17 protein-coding genes are annotated in these 18,605 nt (G+C 73.0%); 7 read left to right on the top strand and 10 right to left on the bottom strand.

The window, feature by feature from the left end:
* Window positions 1–144 precede the first annotated feature (144 nt).
* The 3 genes from BFF78_RS25035 to BFF78_RS25025 form a co-directional block, all read right to left on the bottom strand.
* A complete protein-coding gene (locus tag BFF78_RS25035; RefSeq protein ID WP_069780450.1) occupies window positions 145–846 on the bottom strand; it encodes an LPXTG cell wall anchor domain-containing protein in 702 nt (233 codons plus the stop codon).
* 598 nt (window positions 847–1,444) lie between these two features.
* Window positions 1,445–2,014 carry an ATP-binding protein gene (locus tag BFF78_RS25030; RefSeq protein ID WP_069780449.1) on the bottom strand — a complete coding sequence of 190 codons (570 nt, stop codon included), beginning with the start codon at window positions 2,012–2,014 and terminating at the stop codon, window positions 1,445–1,447.
* A 302-nt stretch (window positions 2,015–2,316) separates the two neighbouring features.
* Window positions 2,317–2,694, bottom strand: a complete 378-nt coding sequence (locus BFF78_RS25025; RefSeq protein ID WP_069780448.1) for an STAS domain-containing protein — start codon at window positions 2,692–2,694, stop codon at window positions 2,317–2,319.
* Window positions 2,695–2,940: 246 nt separating this feature from the next.
* Between BFF78_RS25025 and BFF78_RS25020 the strand changes: the two genes are divergently transcribed.
* Together BFF78_RS25020 and BFF78_RS25015 are read left to right on the top strand one after the other, a co-directional pair.
* Window positions 2,941–3,846, top strand: a complete 906-nt coding sequence (locus tag BFF78_RS25020) for an RNA polymerase sigma factor SigF (protein WP_069780447.1) — start codon at window positions 2,941–2,943, stop codon at window positions 3,844–3,846.
* Between the two features lie 304 nt (window positions 3,847–4,150).
* Window positions 4,151–5,707 carry an RICIN domain-containing protein gene (locus tag BFF78_RS25015; protein ID WP_069780446.1) on the top strand — a complete coding sequence of 519 codons (1,557 nt, stop codon included), beginning with the start codon at window positions 4,151–4,153 and terminating at the stop codon, window positions 5,705–5,707.
* 233 nt (window positions 5,708–5,940) lie between these two features.
* On the opposite strand, the gene hutI is transcribed toward BFF78_RS25015, so the two are convergent.
* From hutI to hutU, 4 genes are all read right to left on the bottom strand, one after another.
* A complete protein-coding gene (gene hutI / locus BFF78_RS25010) occupies window positions 5,941–7,116 on the bottom strand; it encodes an imidazolonepropionase (RefSeq protein WP_069780445.1) in 1,176 nt (391 codons plus the stop codon).
* 29 nt (window positions 7,117–7,145) lie between these two features.
* The gene (locus BFF78_RS25005) at window positions 7,146–8,483 is read right to left on the bottom strand and encodes a formimidoylglutamate deiminase (RefSeq protein ID WP_069780444.1); all 1,338 of its coding nucleotides are present in this window, start codon (window positions 8,481–8,483) and stop codon (window positions 7,146–7,148) included.
* A complete protein-coding gene (locus BFF78_RS25000; protein WP_099054925.1) occupies window positions 8,480–9,682 on the bottom strand; it encodes an allantoate amidohydrolase in 1,203 nt (400 codons plus the stop codon). The genes BFF78_RS25005 and BFF78_RS25000 overlap by 4 nt, the downstream gene beginning before the upstream one ends.
* Window positions 9,683–9,828: 146 nt before the next feature.
* Window positions 9,829–11,493, bottom strand: coding sequence for a urocanate hydratase (hutU, locus tag BFF78_RS24995; RefSeq protein ID WP_069780443.1), 1,665 nt, complete (start codon window positions 11,491–11,493; stop codon window positions 9,829–9,831).
* Window positions 11,494–11,599: 106 nt separating this feature from the next.
* Between hutU and BFF78_RS24990 the strand changes: the two genes are divergently transcribed.
* The 5 genes from BFF78_RS24990 to BFF78_RS24970 all read left to right on the top strand — a co-directional run bounded on the left by BFF78_RS24990 (window position 11,600) and on the right by BFF78_RS24970 (window position 15,344).
* Complete coding sequence (locus tag BFF78_RS24990; protein WP_079161465.1) at window positions 11,600–13,060, top strand: type III PLP-dependent enzyme domain-containing protein; 1,461 nt, start codon at window positions 11,600–11,602, stop codon at window positions 13,058–13,060.
* A gap of 179 nt (window positions 13,061–13,239) precedes the next feature.
* Window positions 13,240–13,623: a hypothetical protein gene (locus BFF78_RS24985; RefSeq protein WP_069780441.1), complete on the top strand. Its 384-nt coding sequence runs from the start codon at window positions 13,240–13,242 to the stop codon at window positions 13,621–13,623.
* Window positions 13,620–14,432, top strand: coding sequence for a hypothetical protein (locus BFF78_RS24980; RefSeq protein ID WP_069780440.1), 813 nt, complete (start codon window positions 13,620–13,622; stop codon window positions 14,430–14,432). The genes BFF78_RS24985 and BFF78_RS24980 overlap by 4 nt, the downstream gene beginning before the upstream one ends.
* A 31-nt stretch (window positions 14,433–14,463) precedes the next feature.
* Window positions 14,464–14,949 (top strand): roadblock/LC7 domain-containing protein, encoded by a 486-nt coding sequence (locus BFF78_RS24975; protein ID WP_069780439.1) that lies wholly within the window; start codon window positions 14,464–14,466, stop codon window positions 14,947–14,949.
* Between the two features lie 20 nt (window positions 14,950–14,969).
* A complete protein-coding gene (locus BFF78_RS24970; RefSeq protein ID WP_069780438.1) occupies window positions 14,970–15,344 on the top strand; it encodes a roadblock/LC7 domain-containing protein in 375 nt (124 codons plus the stop codon).
* 27 nt (window positions 15,345–15,371) lie between these two features.
* On the opposite strand, the gene BFF78_RS24965 is transcribed toward BFF78_RS24970, so the two are convergent.
* The 3 genes from BFF78_RS24965 to BFF78_RS24955 all read right to left on the bottom strand — a co-directional run bounded on the left by BFF78_RS24965 (window position 15,372) and on the right by BFF78_RS24955 (window position 18,515).
* Window positions 15,372–15,965, bottom strand: a complete 594-nt coding sequence (locus tag BFF78_RS24965) for a hypothetical protein (RefSeq protein ID WP_193433535.1) — start codon at window positions 15,963–15,965, stop codon at window positions 15,372–15,374.
* Between the two features lie 94 nt (window positions 15,966–16,059).
* Window positions 16,060–16,992, bottom strand: a complete 933-nt coding sequence (locus BFF78_RS24960) for a MurR/RpiR family transcriptional regulator (protein ID WP_227025922.1) — start codon at window positions 16,990–16,992, stop codon at window positions 16,060–16,062.
* A complete protein-coding gene (locus tag BFF78_RS24955; protein WP_193433534.1) occupies window positions 16,989–18,515 on the bottom strand; it encodes an aromatic amino acid ammonia-lyase in 1,527 nt (508 codons plus the stop codon). Before BFF78_RS24955 ends, BFF78_RS24960 begins: the two co-directional genes overlap by 4 nt.
* Between the last annotated feature and the right edge of the window lie 90 nt (window positions 18,516–18,605).

The raw sequence follows: 18,605 nt of genomic DNA, 5'->3' as shown, positions 1-18,605 counted from the left end.
GCGGTGCCCCGGGCTTCGGCAGTGGCCCGGACTCCAGCGGTCACCGGGGCTCCAGCAGTGCCCCGGACTCAGCGGTCGCCCGAGGTTTCGGCAGTCGCCCCTGCTTCTGCGGTTGCCCCGGGTTTCGGCAGGCGTCGGACCTGGTCAGCGGCGTGTGGGCTGGCCGCGTCGGGTCAGCCAGAGGGTGCCCGCCGCGCCGGCGAGGAGGACCGTGCCGCCGAGTGTGCCGAGGGCGATCGCGGAGTCCTGCGGGCCGGTCTGCGGGAGCTGGCCGCCCGAGGACGAGGAGGATGAAGAGGATGAAGAGGATGAAGAGGACGAGGAGCCGGAGCCGCCCGCCGCCGTCACGTCCAGTGTCAGCCCGGGTTTGGGACTGTTGGTCGGCGCGCAGGTCGTCGTCGTACCGAGCGCCTTGATGACGAGCGTGCCCGGCGTGAACGTGACCTTGCCGGTCTTCTTCGGCGTGTACGTGCCGCTCAAGTCGCTGATCTTGATGGGCGTGTTGGCGGGGATCGCGGCAGCGTTGGGCGGCCCGCTGACCGGCAGCGTGCCGCTGTCGGCGCCGCCCAGCTCGATACTGGCGCTCGGGGTCATCGCGCCCTTGCCCAGCTCGACGGGGCTGGAGGAGACGCCCTTCTGCCAGGACATGGTGATCTGGTAACCGCTGCCGCTCTTGACGCCCTTGATGTCGATGGGCGAGACGGCGCTCTTGACGCCGATCGGTGTCTGACAGCGGTAGTTGACGTCGACGACGTCGGCATGGGCGGCCGGTGCGCACAGCAGCACCGCCGAGCCGGCCAGGGCCGCGGCGGACGCGAGCGCGGCGGTTCGTTTCGGGTACGACACGGTCGGTCCACCCCATTCGTTCCGGATTCATTCCGACGGGCATTTCCTGACGGCACATCAGATTGGGCCGTCAAGGTACGCCCGGCACCGTGAGGAGGGAAGACGCATCACACGCCGGAGTTGTGGCGATCCGGCGTATGTGACGCGTGGCTGAAGTGGAGGGTGGGCCCGGCGACCCGGGGTGGGTCTACGGCCTGCGCAGTACCTCCGGCAGACCCCAGCTTCGCCGTCGTACGACGGCCTCGTCGGGCCCGGTGACGGGAGCCGGCCGGCGGGGCATTTCCTCCCCGCACTCAGGAGGGGATTCACACCGGGGTGCGAGGCCGCCTTCACAGCGGGCGGCGGCTCTCTCGGCTCGCTGAGCCCCGGGCTACTTGTCTCCGTCAGCGCGTTGCGCCCAGCGCAGGAAGCGCCGCAGCCGACGGAAACCGAATTTCCGCGGACGCCGAAGAGGGGCGCTCACACTGAGGCGCGTACCGCCCGCCCGAAGCAGAGGCCTCACACCGGGGCACGTACGCCCGAGCGAAGCAGAGCCCTCACACCGAGGCGCGTACCGCCCGACCGAACGCGAGCTGCCACGGACCCCGAAGCGGAGCGCTCAGGCCGTGCCGCCCAGTTCCGCCCACACCGTCTTGCCCGGTCGGCCCGCGGTGCGGACGACGCCCCAGTCCAGGCAGAGCCGCTGCACGATGAACATGCCGTGGCCGCCGGGGCGGCCGGCGCGGTGCGGGGTGCGGGGGGCCGGCTGGCCGGTGCCGCGGTCCGAGACCTCGACCCGGATCACCTTGCTGTCGCAGGCCAGGAGCAGTTCGTCCGGCCCTTCGGCGTGCAGGCAGGCGTTGGTGACCAGCTCGGAGACGACGAGCAGCACGTCCTCGGCCGCGGCCCGCTGGTCGGCGCCGGCGGCGGGCAGCCAGCCCCATGCGTACAGCGCCTGGCGGGCGAAGTCACGGGCGAGCGGGACGACCCCGCTCTCGCCCCGCAGACCGATCCTGCGGACCTGTGGGGCGCCGGTGCCCCGAGTGCCGTCGGCGGACCCGGACGGCACGGACGGCGCGGCTGCCCCCGTGGGCACCTCGGCGGCCGGTGTGCCCCCCTCGGACGCCCCGGAAGCGCCGCTGGGCTCCGGGCCGCGGTCGCCCGGCGGGTAAGGCCGGGTGGTCATCAGCGCTTCACCTCACCGATTCACCAGATCACGATTTCAAAAGGCCGACACCGGTTCGTGCCGGCCGCTGCATACGTCGCCCGCCCGCCATCCGCGCGGGGTGTCCTGCTCGCCCGTCCGTCGTACGTATGTCCCGTCCATTCCTTGCGCCGGTCCCGGGGCTGTCCGGGCCGGCGGCCGTCAGGGTGTGTCCCGCTCCTCCTGCCCTCTCCTGCCCGACCGATCCGGCACAACACCCCTGATTTCGGCGTGACGGAGACGGACCCCGGCGGCCGGGGGCATACGGGAGGGTGAGGAGGGCGGGCTCAGTCGGCGCCGTCGGCCAGGGCCGACGCCACGGAGTCGTGCACGGTGAAGACCGCCTCGGCCCCCGTGATCTCGAACACACGGGCGACCACCGGCTGCATTCCGGCCAGGTGGACCCCGCCTCCGGCGGCCTCCGCCTTCAGCCGGGTGCCGAGCAGCACGTTCAGCCCCGTGGAGTCGCAGAACTCCAGGCGTGTGCAGTCCACGACGAGGCGCGAGAAGCCCTTGGCCAGGAGGTCGTCGAGGGGCTCGCGCAGAAGATCGGCGGTGTGGTGATCGAGCTCACCCGCCGGTGTCACAACGGCGCTGGAGCCCTCTTCACGCACCTCCACCAGAAGCCGGCCCGACTGTGCGCTGCCGACCGTCCCGTGGTCCATGCCGTCTCTCTCCCGAGGTCGTGGACGCTGATGCCCTCGAACATTACGCCCTCCACGCGCACTCCGGCACCCGAAGAACCTCTCAGAATCGGACATACCCGAACAGAACGCACTTGCGATCGTCCTGGTGGAGCGGGTAGGGCTAGTAAAGACACCTGCCCCTACACGCCGGCTTCGGAGGCGCCGCACACCGCAGTGCACGCACTGGCTTCGGCAGCCATATGCCGAGAACGATGGAGGACACCCATGTCACCCCGGCTCGACGCATCGCATACACCGCATACCCCGATCGCGACGTCGACACCCCCACCGGAACAACTGGATCATGCCATCGATCCCCTCGACCCCGTCGAGGGACTCCCGGAGATCCCCCCGTACGACGAGATCGGCCCGGTCGATGCGCGGGCCTTGTCCAAAACCCTCTTCGAGCGCCTCGAATCGCTGGAGGAAGGGACGTACGAGTACTCGTACGTCCGCAACACGCTCGTCGAGCTGAACCTCGCGCTCGTCAAGTTCGCCGCCTCCCGTTTTCGCTCCCGCAGCGAGCCGATGGAGGACATCATCCAGGTCGGCACCATCGGCCTGATCAAGGCGATCGACCGCTTCGAACTCGCGCGCGGGGTCGAATTCCCGACCTTCGCGATGCCGACCATCATCGGCGAGATCAAGCGGTTCTTCCGGGACACCTCGTGGTCCGTGCGCGTGCCGCGCAGGCTGCAGGAGCTGCGCCTGGACCTGGCCAAGGCCGGGGACGAGCTGGCCCAGCGGCTGGACCGCGCCCCGACCGTCCCTGAGCTGGCCGAGAAGCTCGGCATCTCCAACGACGAGGTCGTCGAGGGCATGGCCGCCTCGAACGCCTACACCGCCTCCTCGCTGGACGCCCAGCCCGAGGAGGACGAGACCGAGGGTGCGCTGGCGGACCGCATCGGGTACGAGGACCACGGCCTCGAGGGCATCGAGTACATCGAGTCGCTCAAGCCCCTGATCGCCGAACTCCCGCCCCGGGACCGGAAGATCCTCTCCCTGCGGTTCGTGGCGAACATGACCCAGTCGGAGATCGGCGAGGAACTCGGCATCTCCCAGATGCACGTCTCCCGCCTGCTCTCGCGCACGCTGGTACGGCTGCGCAAGGGTCTGACGATCGAGGAGTGACCTCCGCGTCCCCACTGCTGTGACGCCTTCGCAGCGGCCCGGCCCCCGATGCCGGGCCGCTGCGGCGCGTCCGCCCAGCCCACTTCTCCGAGTGGCACGGGTATCCGCGATTCCGCCCGCCATTCCCGGGTACTTGGCGGACCTTTTGGTCAACTGGCCCTGTCATCTCAACCGTTATGCGGTTACCGGCGGAAACCTCTTTTCCCGGCCATCACCTGGGACCACTATGACCCCCCGTACTGGCTAGTACGTCAGGCCGGGACCGCAACGCCGCGGTCGCCGGTGGTGCGAGGAGGCGGAACACATGTCCCAGGGGGACGAGGCCGAAACGGGCGGGACCGGGGCGGGCACGGAGTACGAGGACGCGCCGGACGCCCGGCTGGCCGAATTGCTGCGCTCCCCCACGGCGACGGCGTACCCGGCCCTGCAGGAACTGCGCCGCCGGCACCACCCGGCGGTCCTGGCCTACGCCCGGCTGTGCGCCGCGAGCGAGTCCGCCGCCCGCCGGCTGGCGGCCGAGGCCCTCACCACGGCGGCCCGCGAGACGGCCCGGGGCGTCGACCCGGCCGTCCCGCTGCGCCACCGGCTCCTGCTGCTGGCCGTCCGGCTGGCCGCCGGCTGGGCACACGACGAGCGCTCGGCAGGGGTCGACCCCGGCATGCTGCTCGTACTGAACGCGTCCGGCCTGCCCGACGGCCCCACCCCGCCCCTCCTCCCGGCATTCCGCTCGCTGCCGTCCCGCGCCCAGGGCCTGATCTGGTACGGCGTGGTGGAGGAGGAGCCGCAGGAACGGACCGCCGCCTTCCTCGGCCTGAGCCGGGCGGACGTGGCCTACGGCACCCCGCAGGCCCTCAAGGCGCTGGCCCAGGCCTGCCTCCGCGAGCGTCTCGCCGCGTCCGAAGACCCCCGGTGCGCCGACTTCCGCCGGCTGATCGAGGAGGCGGTACGGCCGGACGGCCCGCGCTACAGCGCCGACCTGGACGCCCACATGGCCCACTGCCCGCACTGCACGGCCGCGTTCGAGGAACTGCGGGCCCTGCGGGACACGCCCCGGCAGACGCTGGCGGAGGGACTGCTGCCGTGGAACGGAGCGGCGTACCTCCGCGGCGAGGAGCCGGCGGCCGCCCCCGCTCCCCCGGCCGCCCGGACGGCCTGGCCGCCCCGGCGCCCCGTCCTGCTGGCCTCGGCGGCCCTCGGCGTGGCCCTGACCCCGCTCCTGGTGTTCCTGCTCACCCCGGCACACCCCGACGACCAGCAGCCGACGGCCGCGACACCCACGCCGCCGCCGGTGACGGTGACGGCCACGGTCTCGGTCACCCCGTCGCCGTCGCCGACGCCCTCCCCCACCAAGTCCCCGTCGAACTCGCCCTCCCCCACGCCGGCTTCGGCCCGCCCGAGCACGCACCCGCCGCACACCCGGAGGCCCACGCCCGAACCGACGCCCTCGTTCGCGCCGCCCGGCACCTCCTTCGCCCAGGTGGTGAACCTGGCGACGGGCCGCTGCCTGGACATCCGCGACGGCGATCTGTCGCCGGGCAACGACGTCGTCACGGCCCCCTGCTCCTCCGCCGACACCCAGCGCTGGAGGTTCGACACCTACCTGGGCGTGCTGCGCTCGGGAGCCGACGACCGCTTCTGCCTGGACAGCCGGGGCTCGACCGACCGGGGTGTCGGCATCTGGGAGTGCGACTCGGTCTACGGCGACAACGGCGAGAACGTCCGCTTCACCATCGGCCCCGACGGCACGATCCGCCCGGACATCGCCATCGAGACGGCGGTGACACCGGACGGGCGGTACGGGGTGTCGCTGCAGCCGTTGGACGGCAGCCGGGCGCAGCGGTGGCGGGCGGGGGCAGGCTGATCAGGTCACTCGGGACACCGCGATCCGCTGGGCGGTGGCATCGAGAGCGGGGTGTACGGCGACTCGGGCACCCACCCGCCGACGACTACGACGACTACGCTGACCGGGCCCGGTGACCTGCTTCCCTCTCTGTCTTCAGGTCCGTCTTCAGGTCCGCCTTCGGGAGTGCCCGTGAGCGTCACCGCGGCCCGCCGTGACCGATGGACCGACCTTCCCGTACTGCCGGCGCCCGCTCAGACGACCCGTACGCCCCTGCGCCACACACCGCTGACCATCGGCACGCCCGGCCGGTAGGCCAGGTGGACGTGGCTGGGGGCGTCCAGGAGGGTGAGGTCGGCGCGGGCGCCAGGGGTGAGGCGGCCGATGTCGGTGCGGCGGAGGGCTGCCGCGCCGCCTGCCGTGGCGGACCAGACGGCCTCGTCAGGGGTCATCCGCATGTCGCGGACGGCGAGCGCGATGCAGAACGGCACCGACGAGGTGAAGGACGAGCCCGGGTTGCAGTCCGTGGACAGGGCGACGGTGACGCCCGCGTCCAGCAGCCGGCGGGCGTCCGGCCACTCGGCCCGGGTGGAGAACTCGGCGCCGGGGAGCAGGGTGGCGACCGTGTCGCCGTTCGCCAGGGCGTCGACGTCCGCGTCCGTCAGGTGGGTGCAGTGGTCGGCGCTGGCCGCGTCGAGTTCGACGGCGAGTTGGACACCGGGGCCGTAGGAGAGCTGGTTGGCGTGGATGCGCGGGTGCAGACCCTTCGCCTTGCCGGCGGTGAGGATCGCGCGGGCCTGGTCGCCGTCGAAGGCGCCCTTCTCGCAGAACACGTCGATCCAGCGGGCGTGCGGCACGCAGGCGTCCAGCATCTCGCCGGTGACCAGGGCGACATAGGCGGCCGGGTCGTCGGCGTAGTCGGGGGAGACGATGTGCGCGCCGAGGTACGTCACCTCGTCGGTGTGCTTGGCCGCGAGGCGCAGGGCGCGGGATTCGTCCTCAACGGTCAGGCCGTAGCCCGACTTGGTCTCGAACGTCGTCGTGCCCTGGCGGAGGGCCTCGTCGAGGTAACGGGTGAGGTTCGCCTCCAGTTCCGCGTCGCTCGCGGCCCGGGTGGCGGCGACCGTGGTGCGGATGCCGCCCGCCGTGTAGGAGCGGCCGGACATACGGGCGTTGAACTCCTGGGTGCGGTCGCCGGCGAAGACCAGGTGGGAGTGGGAGTCCACGAAGCCCGGCAGCACCGCCCGGCCGCCCGCGTCGACCCGATTGTCAGTGGTGGGTGCTTTGCTGGATTCACCGGTCCACGCGACGCGGTCGCCGTCGATGACGACGGCCGCGTCCTGGATCAGGCCCAGGGGGGATCCGTCACCGAGGGAGGGGTCGTTGGTGACCAGCGTGGCGATGTTGGTGATGACGGTGCTGCTGCTCATGGTCTCGTCCTTGTGGGGGGCGATGGGGTTCAGCCGCGGAGGGCTTCGACGGCGGCGGACAGCGCCTGCGGCACGTCGGGTACGAGCGTGTGCGCCCCGTCGCGTACGACATGCCGGCCACCCACGACCGTATGCCGTACGTCCGCGGCGCCCGCCGCGAATACGGCCGTCTCGGCGCCCAGCCTGGGCAGCGGCCCGGCTGTCCTGACCGAGTCGAGGGCGATGGTGGTGAAGTCGGCGAGGGCGCCGGGCTCCAGGGTGCCGGCCTCGTCCCAGCCGAGGGCGGCGTGGCCGTCGGCGGTGGCGGCCCGCAGCAGGGCGTTCGCCGTCCAGTGACCGCGGGTGCGGGTGCGCAGCCGCTCGTTCAGCTCCATCGCGCGTGCCTCTTCGAGCAGGTCGATGACGGCGTGGCTGTCGGAGCCGAGGGAGAGCGGTGAGCCGGCCCGCTGCAGGGCGACGGCCGGACCGATGCCGTCGGCCAGGTCGCGCTCGGTGGTCGGGCACATGCAGGTGCCGGTGCCGGAGCCGCCGAGCAGGGCGATGTCCTCGTCCGTGAGGTGGGTGTTGTGCACGCCGGTGGTGTGCGGCCCGAGCACGCCGTGGTCGGCGAGCAGCCGGGTGGGCGTACGGCCATGAGCCGCCTGGCAGGCGGCGTTCTCGGCGGTCTGCTCCGACAGGTGCACATGCAGCGGCGCCCGCCGCTGCTCCGCCCACCGGGCCACGGTCGCCAACTCCCCGGCCGGCACGGCCCGTACGGAGTGAATCGCCGCCCCGATCCGCGCGTGATCCCGCTCCTTGAGAACTGCACAGCGTGCGGCCCAGGCCTCCGCGCTGCCGTCGGAGAACCGCAGCTGGTGCTGGTCGGGTGCCTCGCCGAAGCCGGAGGACAGGTAACAGGTGTCGAGGAGGGTGATCCGGATACCGGCCTCGGCGGCGGCGTCGATGAGCGCCTCGCCCATGGCGTTGGGGTCGGCGTAGGGGGTGCCCCCGGGCGCGTGGTGCACATAGTGGAACTCGCCGACACAGGTGATGCCGGCCAGGGCCATCTCGGCGTACACCGCGCGTGCCAGGGCGTGGTAGCTCTCCGGGGTCAGACGGTCGGCGACGGAGTACATCACCTCGCGCCAGGTCCAGAAGGTGCCGCTGCCGACCTGGACGGTGCCGCGCAGGGCCCGGTGGAAGGCGTGGCTGTGGGCGTTGGCGAGCCCCGGCAGGGTGAGCCCGCGCAGCACCTCGGCGCCGGGCGGCGGGGTGGGCGCCCCGGTGCGCACGGCACCGATCCGCTCGCCCTCGGTCTCGACGACGACCCCCGGCTCGACGTTCGTGCCGAGCCAGGCGTGCTCCAACCAGTAGGTCCGCTTGGTCACCTGCAGGCCAGCCCTTCCAGTACGTCGGCGAGCGCACGTACCCCGGCCACACAGTCGTCCTCGGCGGCGAACTCGGCCGGGGAGTGCGAGACACCGGTGGGGTTGCGCACGAACAGCATGGCGGTCGGAATGCTGCCGGAGAGGATTCCGGCGTCGTGTCCGGCCCCGGTCCCGAGGACGGGCACCTTCAGGCCGGTGTCCCGGCCGAGGATGCGGCCGAGTTCGTCACGCAGGGCGTGGTCGAACTCGACGACGGGCGTGAACGACTCCCGTACGACGTCGAGACCGATGCCGTGGGCGTCGGCGTACTCCCGGGCCGCCTTCTCGATGCCCCCCACCACCGTGTCCAGGGTGTCCTGGTCGGCGGCACGGGAGTCGAGCCAGCCGCGCACCATCGAGGGGATGGCGTTGACCCCATTGGGCTCCACGGCGATCTTCCCGAAGGTGGCGACGGCACCGGCGAGTTCGGCCTCGCGACGGGCGGCGAGCACGGTCTCGGCGTACGACAGCATCGGGTCGCGCCGGTCGGCCAAGCGGGTGGTCCCGGCGTGGTTGGCCTCGCCCCGGAAGTCGAACCTCCAGCGTCCGTGCGGCCAGATGGCACTGGCGATGCCGACCCGGTCGCCGGACAGGTCCAGCGCGCGGCCCTGTTCGACGTGCAGCTCGACGAAGGCACCGATACGGGCGAGGCGTTCCTTGTCGGGTCCGATGGCGTCGGGGTCGTAGCCGGCGGCCGCCATGGCCTGCGGGAGGCTGACCCCGTCCCCGTCGGTGAGCCGGTGGGCCTGCTCGACGGTCAGCTGCCCGGCGGTGAGCCGCGACCCGACACAGGCTAGCCCGAACCGGGCCCCTTCCTCGTCCCCGAAGTTGACGATGGCCAGGGGCCTGGCGAACCGCACTCCCCTCCCGCGCAGCTCGTCCAGGGCGGCGAAGGAGGACACGACCCCGAGGGGCCCGTCGAAGGCCCCGCCGTCCGGCACGGAGTCCAGATGCGACCCGGTGACCACGGCGTCCCCGGCCGCCGGATCCCCGAGCCAGGCCCACTGGTTCCCGTTCCGGTCGACCTCGTAGGCCAGCCCCCGGTCCTCGGCCTGCTGCCTGAACCAGGCCCGGCAGTCGGCATCGGCCCCGGTCCAGGCGTAACGCCGGTAGCCACCGGAGTCGGGGTGACGGCCGATGGGGAGCAGCTCGCGCCACATCTCGTGGAAGGAGGCACCGCGTTCAGGCCGTCCAGGCTGTGGGCAGGCGTTCCGCAGGGCGGAACCGGTGGGCACAGCCGAACCCGCACCCGGCGACGAGACCTCGTCCCCCGCCAGAGAGTTGCCGTGCCCGCCCTGAACCTCCGTCACGCGCCGTCACCCTCACGCATCGGCACCCGCACCCCGCGCTCCTGCGCAACCGACTCCGCGATGTCGTACCCGGCGTCCACATGCCGGATGACACCCATGCCCGGGTCGTTGGTGAGAACGCGCCGGATCTTCTCGCCGCCCAGCTTCGTGCCGTCGGCCACCGTCACCTGCCCGGCGTGAATGGACCGCCCCATCCCCACGCCACCACCGTGGTGAATGGACACCCACGACGCACCGGAGGCCACGTTCACCATGGCGTTCAGCAGCGGCCAGTCGGCGATCGCGTCGGACCCGTCGAGCATGGCCTCGGTCTCCCGGTACGGCGAGGCCACCGACCCGCAGTCCAGGTGGTCGCGGCCGATCGCCAGCGGAGCGGCGAGCTCGCCGGAGGCCACCATGTCGTTGAAGCGCTCGCCGGCCTTGTCCCGCTCGCCGTAGCCGAGCCAGCAGATGCGCGCGGGCAGGCCCTGGAAGTGGACGCGCTCGCCGGCCATCTTGATCCAGCGGGCCAGGGACTCGTTCTCCGGGAACAGCTCCAGCATCGCCTTGTCGGTCTTGGCGATGTCGGCGGGGTCACCGGACAGGGCCGCCCAGCGGAAGGGGCCCTTGCCCTCGCAGAACAGCGGGCGGATGTAGGCGGGGACGAAGCCGGGGAAGGCGAACGCCCGGCTGTAGCCCGCCAGTTGGGCCTCGCCGCGGATGGAGTTGCCGTAGTCGAAGACCTCGGCGCCGGCGTCCATGAAGCCGACCATCGCCTCGACGTGCTTGGCCATGGACTCACGCGCGCGCGTGGTGAAGCCGGCCGGGTCCTTGGCCGCCTCGGACGCCATGTCCTCGAAGTCCACGCCGACCGGCAGGTAGGACAGGGGGTCGTGGGCGGAGGTCTGGTCGGTGACGATGTCGATGGGGGCGTTCATCGCGAGCAACTGCGGGACGAGGTCGGCCGCGTTGCCGAGGACGCCGATGGACAGCGGGCGGCGGGCGTCGCGCGCCTCGACGGCCAGCTGGAGCGCGTGGTCGAGGGAGTCGGCCTTGACGTCGAGGTAGCGGTGCTCGATGCGGCGGTCGATGGCGCGCGGGTCGCAGTCGATACAGATCGCGACGCCGTCGTTCATGGTGACGGCGAGGGGCTGGGCGCCGCCCATGCCGCCGAGGCCGGCGGTGAGGGTGATCGTCCCGGCCAGGGTGCCGTCGAACTTCTTCGCGGCGACGGCGGCGAAGGTCTCGTAGGTGCCCTGGAGGATGCCCTGGGTGCCGATGTAGATCCAGGAGCCGGCGGTCATCTGGCCGTACATGGTCAGGCCGAGGGCCTCCAGGCGGCGGAACTCCTCCCAGTTGGCCCAGTCGCCGACGAGGTTGGAGTTGGCGATGAGGACACGCGGGGCCCACTCGTGGGTCTGCATCACGCCGACCGGTCGGCCGGACTGGACCAGCATGGTCTCGTCCTGCTTGAGGGTCCTCAGCGTGCGGACCATCGCGTCGAAGGAGCGCCAGTCACGGGCGGCCTTGCCGGTGCCGCCGTAGACGACGAGCTTGTCGGGGTGCTCCGCGACCTCCGGGTCGAGGTTGTTCTGCAGCATGCGCAGAGCGGCTTCCTGCTGCCATCCCAGGGTGCTGAGCTCCGTGCCGCGCGGGGCTCGTACGGGGCGGGGTCCCGACATCGTCTGCCTCCTCCTGTTGCTGTGTCTATTCACATCCTGTCGGTCTGAATAGAGCTAGTCAATACATCAGGGCGACCCCGTCCGCGCGCCGCCGGTGTTTGGCTGGATGTACGCGAGACGGACACAAGGAGATCCGAGGGGATCCGAGGGGATCCGAGGGGACACGAGGGGAGAGGCCGTGGAGCGGGACATCGAGGCGGAGGCCGAGGTGAGCGAGGCGCGGGAGCGTGCCGCCCGGCGGGACGAGGCGGTGCGGGCGGCCGTGGAGCAGGGGCTGGTGGGGCCGGACGCGGCGGTCGTCGGACTGCTGGACGCGACCGGGATCCGCAGGTCGGCGGCGGCCCTGCGGGCGGCGTTCGACGCGGTCGTGCCGCCCGGGACGCCGGTGCTGCACGCCTTCGCGGTGAAGGCGACCCCGCTGGTGCCGGTGCTGCGGCTGCTGCACGAGGCGGGCATCGGTGCGGAGGTGGCGAGCCCGGGCGAGCTGGCGCTGGCCCGCGCGGCCGGGGTGCCGGCGGCTCGGATCGTGCTGGACTCGCCCGCCAAGACCCCGGCGGAGCTGCGGGAGGCGCTGGCCCTGGGCATCGCGGTGAACGCCGACAACCCGCAGGAGCTGGACCGCCTGGACGCCCTGGTGCGGTCCGCACCCACCAGGTCCCCGGTCGGCATCCGGGTCAACCCGCAGGTCGGCGGGGGCACGATCGGGGCCACCTCGACGGCGACGGAGACCTCGAAGTTCGGGGTGGCGCTGCGCGACGAGGGGGCGCGCGAGTGGGTCGTGCGGGCCTGTCTGGACCGGCCGTGGCTGACCCGGCTGCACGCGCACACCGGCTCGCAGGGCATCCCGCTGGCACTGCTGGCGCGGGGCGCGGCGGAGACGTACGCGCTCGCGGAGGAGATCAACGAGCGGGCCGGGCGGCGGCAGATCGACACGCTGGACATCGGGGGCGGGCTGCCGGTGAACTTCGCGGCCGAGGCGACGGCGCCCTCGTACGCGCGGTACGCCCGGCTGCTGGCCGAGCAGGTGCCGGGGCTGTTCGACGGGCGGTACGGGCTGGTGACCGAGTTCGGGCGGTCACTGCTGGCCAAGCAGGGGACGGTGGTGGCCCGGGTGGAGTACGCCAAGAGCGCGGGCGGGCGACGGATCGCGGTCACCCACGCGGGCGTGCAGGTGGCGACGCGGACCGTGTACGCGCCGGGGGCGTGGCCGCTCAGGATCGCCGCGTACGACGCCAAGGGGCGGCCGAAGCCGGGGCCGGAGGTGGTGCAGGACGTGGCCGGTCCCGCCTGCTTCTCGGGCGACCTGCTGGCCGAGGGGCGCGCACTGCCCCTGCTGGAGCAGGGCGACTACGCGGCGGCGCTGGACACGGGCGCGTACTACTTCGCCCACCACTACGCCTACAACTCCCTTGCCCGGCCCGGCATTTACGGCTTCGCACCGGACGGCGCGGGTGGTGTCGCCTTCGCCACCGTACGGGAACCGCAGACCGTCGCCGAGGTGGTGACGGAGTCCGGCGGGGCGCACGCGGACGCTCTCACCACCCTCCGGGCGCCGGAAAGCCGTTGACGCACGCCCGGCAGCCCTCGAACAAATGGATCAACTCGCGTGACACAGACGTCAGTTGACCCACACTAGTACGCCGGACGCATGTTCCACTGGAAAATGCCAAAGGCTCCACCTTCCCCCCGCACGGTGCGTAGTGTCGCTGTCACTCAGCCGGAGTCCCAGGCGGGAGGGGAGCCACGGTGCCCGGAATCGACGAGTGCCTGCTGGAAGCGATGCGGTTGCCCGGTGCCCGGGGAGCGGCACTGGTGGACTGGACGAGCGGACTGGCCCTCGGCACGGTCGGGGAGGCGCCCGGCGGCGACCATGAGACGACCGCCGCCGAGGCCGCCGAACTGGCCCGGATGGCCGCCGAGCACGGCGCCTTCGCGGCGCACGGGGACGACCGCCCGCCCGTGGAGGACGTGATCGTCAGCAATCACGACAGCTACCACCTGCTGAGATTCGTGGACACGACCTTCGACAGCAGCGTCTTCCTGCATCTGTGGCTCGGCCGCGAGGAGGGCAACCTCGCGCTCGCCCGGATCCGGCTCGGCGAGATGGCCACCCGGCTGGTGCTGGGATGACCGTGACGCGGATACCTCCGCCGCCCCTGCCGGTGCGGGACAAGTCGGCGGGCCGGCCCCTGTCGCCGATGCTGACCCGGCTCGCCGAGGAGCGGGCCACCGGCGTCCTGGTCCGCGAGCACGGCACCCTGTATCTCGCCGAGGGCCGGGTGGTGCACGCCGAGAGCCCCCTCTCCCCGGGCCTCGACGTGCTCCTCACGGCCCACGGCACCCTCGCGGCCACCGCCTGGCAGCGGGCCGCCGCCCGGACCGCGGGCCCGCTGCACGCCGCCGAACTCCTGCTGGACTCGGGGCTGTTGCCCGCGGGCGCGCTGGAGCTGTGCCATCTGGACGCGTTGTACGACGCCGGGTACTTCGCGCTGGCCCCGAGCAGCGCCCCGGGCCGGTTCCGCTACGACCGCGCGCCCCGGCTCGGCCCGCTGCCCTCGGTCCCGGTCGTCGCGCTGGAACGCGAGACGCTGCGCCGTCGGCTGCTGCTGCACCGGCTGTGGCCCGACCCGGCCACCGACAGCGCCCCGCTGATCCGCGCGGACCCCGCCCCCGGACCGGCCACCGCCGCGCCCGTCACGCCCCGGCAGCGGGCGGTCCTGGACCGGGTGGACGGCGTCCGCACGGCCCCGCAGATCGCCCGGAACCTGGGCCGGCAGGCCTTCCACACGCTGGTCGACGTGCGCCGGCTCACGGCGGCCGGCCATGTCACCCCGCTGGCACCCGTCAGCGCGGAACCCGCCCCGCCGCCCCCACCCCCGGTCACCGACCCCGACATCGCGCTGCTGAAGAGGCTCAGGGATGCACTGGAGGCGCTTTGAACGGCACCGCCCCGCCGAGAGGAGAGAGCTGATGGTGTCCGAGGAGGACCTCCGGGCCGTCCTGGAGGAGCTGCACCGGCTGCGCAGCCGGGTACCGCAGCTCACCGGCGCCGTGGCGGCCGGCGTCGACGGGCTCGTCGTCGCCCACGACACGCCCGGAGTCGACCCCGAGGGCCTGTCCGCCCTCACCGCGGCCGCGCTCGGCGTCGCCGTCCGGCTCAGCGACGCCACCGGCAACGGCGGCTTCCGGGAGCTGCTGGTGCGCGGCGAGGGCGGCTATGTCGCCACCTACGCGGCCGGCCGCACCGCCGTACTGACCCTGCTCACCCAGGACCGGGTCAACGTCGGCCGGCTGCATCTGGAGGGCCGCCGGGCCGGCGCCCGCATCGGGGAGCTGCTCGACGCCGCCGAAGCGGCGGCCCGCGCCGCGAGTACGGCCACCCGGTCCGCACCCGCACGCACCCGGACCACGCGCACTCAGCGCGCCAGCACCACACGCACCGCAACCGACAGTTGAGCACGTTCGAAAGGACCACCATGGCCAACACCGAGACCGCACTGAAGGAAGCCCTCACCTCCATCGAGGGCGCCACCGGTGTCGCGCTCGTCGACTACACCAGCGGGATGGCGCTGGGCACGATGGGCGGCAGCAAGAGCTTCGACCTGAACGTGGCCGCCGCGGGCAACACCGACGTGATCCGCGCCAAGATGCGCACGATGGAGATGCTCGGCCTCAAGGGCGACATCGAGGACATCCTGATCACGCTGACGGACCAGTACCACCTGGTCCGTCTGCTCAAGAGCCGTGGCGGCAACGGCCTGTTCCTCTACCTGGTCCTGGACGCCTCCCGGGCCAACCTGGCGATGGCCCGGCACCAGCTGAGGAAGATCGAGGAGGAGCTGGAGGTCTAGCCACCAGGAGAACTGTCAGGAGAGCCGTCAGGAGAGCTGGACGAGCGCCGCGGTACGGCGGCGGGCCCCGCCCGGGGCCGCGTCGCCGGCCGCGATGCCCGTACCGCGCAGTCCCTTCACGGCCCTGCCCGCTGGGCGCCCGCCGCGCCGATCGAGCCAGTCGACGCGCACCCACAGCAGCGTCTCCTCGGCCCGTTCGCGCCGGCCGATCCAGGCGGCCTTCAGCCGCAGCCCGGTGCCGAGCCCGGCCAGCAGCATGCCGCCGGCCGCGGGCACCACGAAGCCGGAGCCGAGCGCTCCGGCGCAGGCCAGCAGCAGCCACCAGCGGTGGCCCCGGCGCCAGTTGCGCACGGTCACCGCCCGGTCCTGCAGCACGTCGTACTTGCCCGCGCGGGCCACGCCGCGGGCGAGTGCGGCGTACCGGCCGCGGCGCACCAGCGCCACGGCCACCGCGCCGACGAGGAACAGCGCGGCACCGGCGAGCACCCCGATCCGGCGCCCGGTCAGCCCGGGCGGCAGCACCCCGATCCCGGCGGCCAGTACCCCGGACCACCACAGCGGTGCGGCCCCCGCCCGTACGACGACGGCCACCCGGGCCAGCCCCTGTCCTCCGCGCGCCACGTCAGCCTCCCGTGTCACGTGTTCCCACAGCGCCTTGAGTCTCGTGGGGGAAGCTAGCGGCCGATTGTGAGACGAGTCTGAGAGCGCCCCGCCGTCATTCCACGAAGAGCCCGCGGGCCGCCGCCTGCGCGTCGAACTCCTCCAGCCGGGCCTGTGCCTCGGGCAGATCGTCGCAGAGCGCCTCCAGCAGCACCCGTCCGAGCAGCATCGGCGCGCACGCGGTGTCGAAGGCGAGCCCGGTGCCGACGGCGGCGGGCAGCAGCAGGTCGGAGTACTTGGCGACCGGCGCGAACGCGGAGTCGGCGACGGTGACGGTGGTCAGGCCCACGTCCTTGGCGTAGGCGAGGGTGTCGACGACCTCGCGCGGATGCCGGGGCAGCGCGAAGCACAGCAGCGCGGAGGCGCCCGCGCGGACGGCAGCGTCGATCCGGTCCTGGATCATCGTGCCGCCCTCGTTGAGCAGCCGGACGTCCGGGTGGACCTTGGCGGCGAAGTAGGCGAAGCCGTACGCCTGGGAGGCGGCGGCCCGCAGGCCCAGCACCGGCAGCGGACGCGAGGCGGCCAGAATCCGGCCGGCCCTCTGCACCGGGCGCGGGTCGGCGAGCAGCTCGGCGAGGTGCCGCAGGTTCTCGATCTCGGCCTCGACGGCCTGCTGGTACTCGTTGAAGGCACCGCCCTCGGCGGCCGGTTCGGCGGGGACGACCTCACGCAGATGCTTGCGCAGCGCCGGATAGCCGTCGAAGCCGAGCGCGACGGCGAACCGGGTCACCGACGGCTGGCTGACGCCGGCCAGCTCGGCCAGCTCCACGCTGGACAGGAAGGGCACGTCGGCGGCCCGCCGCACCATGCTGTGCGCGATCCGGCGCTGGGTGGGCGTGAGCCGGTGCCCCTCGAAGAGTGCCTGCAGCCGGTTCGCGGGGCTGTCCGTGACGCCGGACGCCGCGCCGGAGCCCGCAGCGGAGGGCGCACCGGACGCCGTACCCGGCGTCTCTCCGAAGACGCCACCGGTACTCCTGTCCACGCTCATGACGCGCTCCCCCTCCAGATGTCCGTGAACCGGTCGAGCAGTACGGCCGCCTTTGTCACGTCGTCCGTGAGCGGCCGGTCGGCCGGGTCGGCGTCGAGCACCGACACGGCGAGCGCGAACGCCCGGCCGGCCGGCAGCCCGGGGTCGGGCCGCAGGTCGCGCTGGCGCAGTGCGCGGACGGCGGCGACCAGCTCGCAGCCGACCACCAGACGATACGCAGCGCACGCGCGCAGGGTCTGCCGCGCGGCGAGCGAGGCGAAGCTGGCCTGTTCCTCGACGCCCCGGGAGAGTACAGCGTGGCCGAGCGAGGCGGGCGCGGAGAAGGCCCGCAGATCGCCGAGGGCCGCCCCGGCCGCGTACTCCAGGATCATCACGCCGGAGGAGGCCGGCTCGTGGTCGGCGAGGAAGGGGCGCAGCCGGGTGTAGGCGGGCTCGTTGAGCGTGGACAGCCGGGATGTGGACAGCCGGGCCACCTGGGTGAGGGCGAGCCTGAAGTGGTCCAGGGCCAGGGCCAGCTGGGCCTGGTAGAAGCCGCCGTGGTGGTAGGCGGCCAGGTCCTCGGGGGCGATGAGCGGGTTCTCGGCCGCAGCGTTGATCTCCACGGTCAGCACCTGCTCCAGGGCGTCGGCCGCGTCGTGCGCCGGGCCGTGGATCTGGGGCAGGCAGCGGAAGCCGTAGGGGTCCTGGATCCGGCCCAGCGGCGGGGCCGGCCGGTCGGCGGCGCCGATCAGCTCCCGCATCCGCCGGGCCACCTCGGTGCTGCCCCGGTGCGGGCGGGCGGCGTGCACGGGGGCGGCGTACGCCTCGTGGGAGCCGTCGACGGCGAGCAGGGAGAGGGCCGCGACGACCTGGGTGGCGCCGATGAGGCCGCGCAGTTCGTGCAGGGCGAGCGCGGACTGCCCGAGGGTGAGGGCGTTGCTGCTGATCAGGGCCAGGGCGTCGTTGTTGTCGAGGGGCTGTGGCTCGGGGGCGCCCGCGCCGCGCCAGGGGTGTTCACCGGCGAGCGCGAGCCCGACCTGGGCGAGGGCCGCGAGGTCGCCGGTGCCGACGGAGCCGAACTCGTTGACGACCGGATACGCGCCGCTCGCCAGGGCCTCGCACAGGGCGGTGACCACGCCGGGCCTGAGGCCCGCGCCGCCGGCCAGCAGCTGGTTGGCGCGGACGGCGAGCATCGCGCGCACCTGGCGGGCGGGGAGTTCCTCGCCGATCGCACCGGCGTGGCTGCGCAGCAGGCGCAGGCCGTGGCCGACGGCGGCCTCGGTGGGCACGTCCTCGTTCCGGTTGGCGCCGACCCCGGTGGAGCGGCCGTAGACGCGCCCGGTGGCGGCGATCCGCCGGGCGGCGTTCCAGGAGTGCTCCGCCCGCCGTATCGCGTCGGGGCCGGGGACGGGACGTACGGCGCCGTCGGCGAGGCGCACGACGTCCTCGACGCCGAGTCCGGTCCCGTCCAGGACCACGGGTGCGGGCCGCCCGGACGGCGGAGACGGCACGGACACCGGTGCGTCCACGATGCGTGACGACATCAAGCCCAGACTCCCCTCGACCCGGACACCTGTTCCTGCCCTTCCGTCACGTTGACAGGCTATTCACACACCAAGAACTCTGCATGACGT

The sequence above is a fragment of the Streptomyces fodineus genome (assembly GCF_001735805.1).
GTDB classification, from domain to species: Bacteria; Actinomycetota; Actinomycetes; order Streptomycetales; family Streptomycetaceae; genus Streptomyces; species Streptomyces fodineus.
The sequence above is the reverse complement of the archived record's forward strand: the minus strand, read 5'-3'. Positions and strand labels throughout refer to the sequence as shown.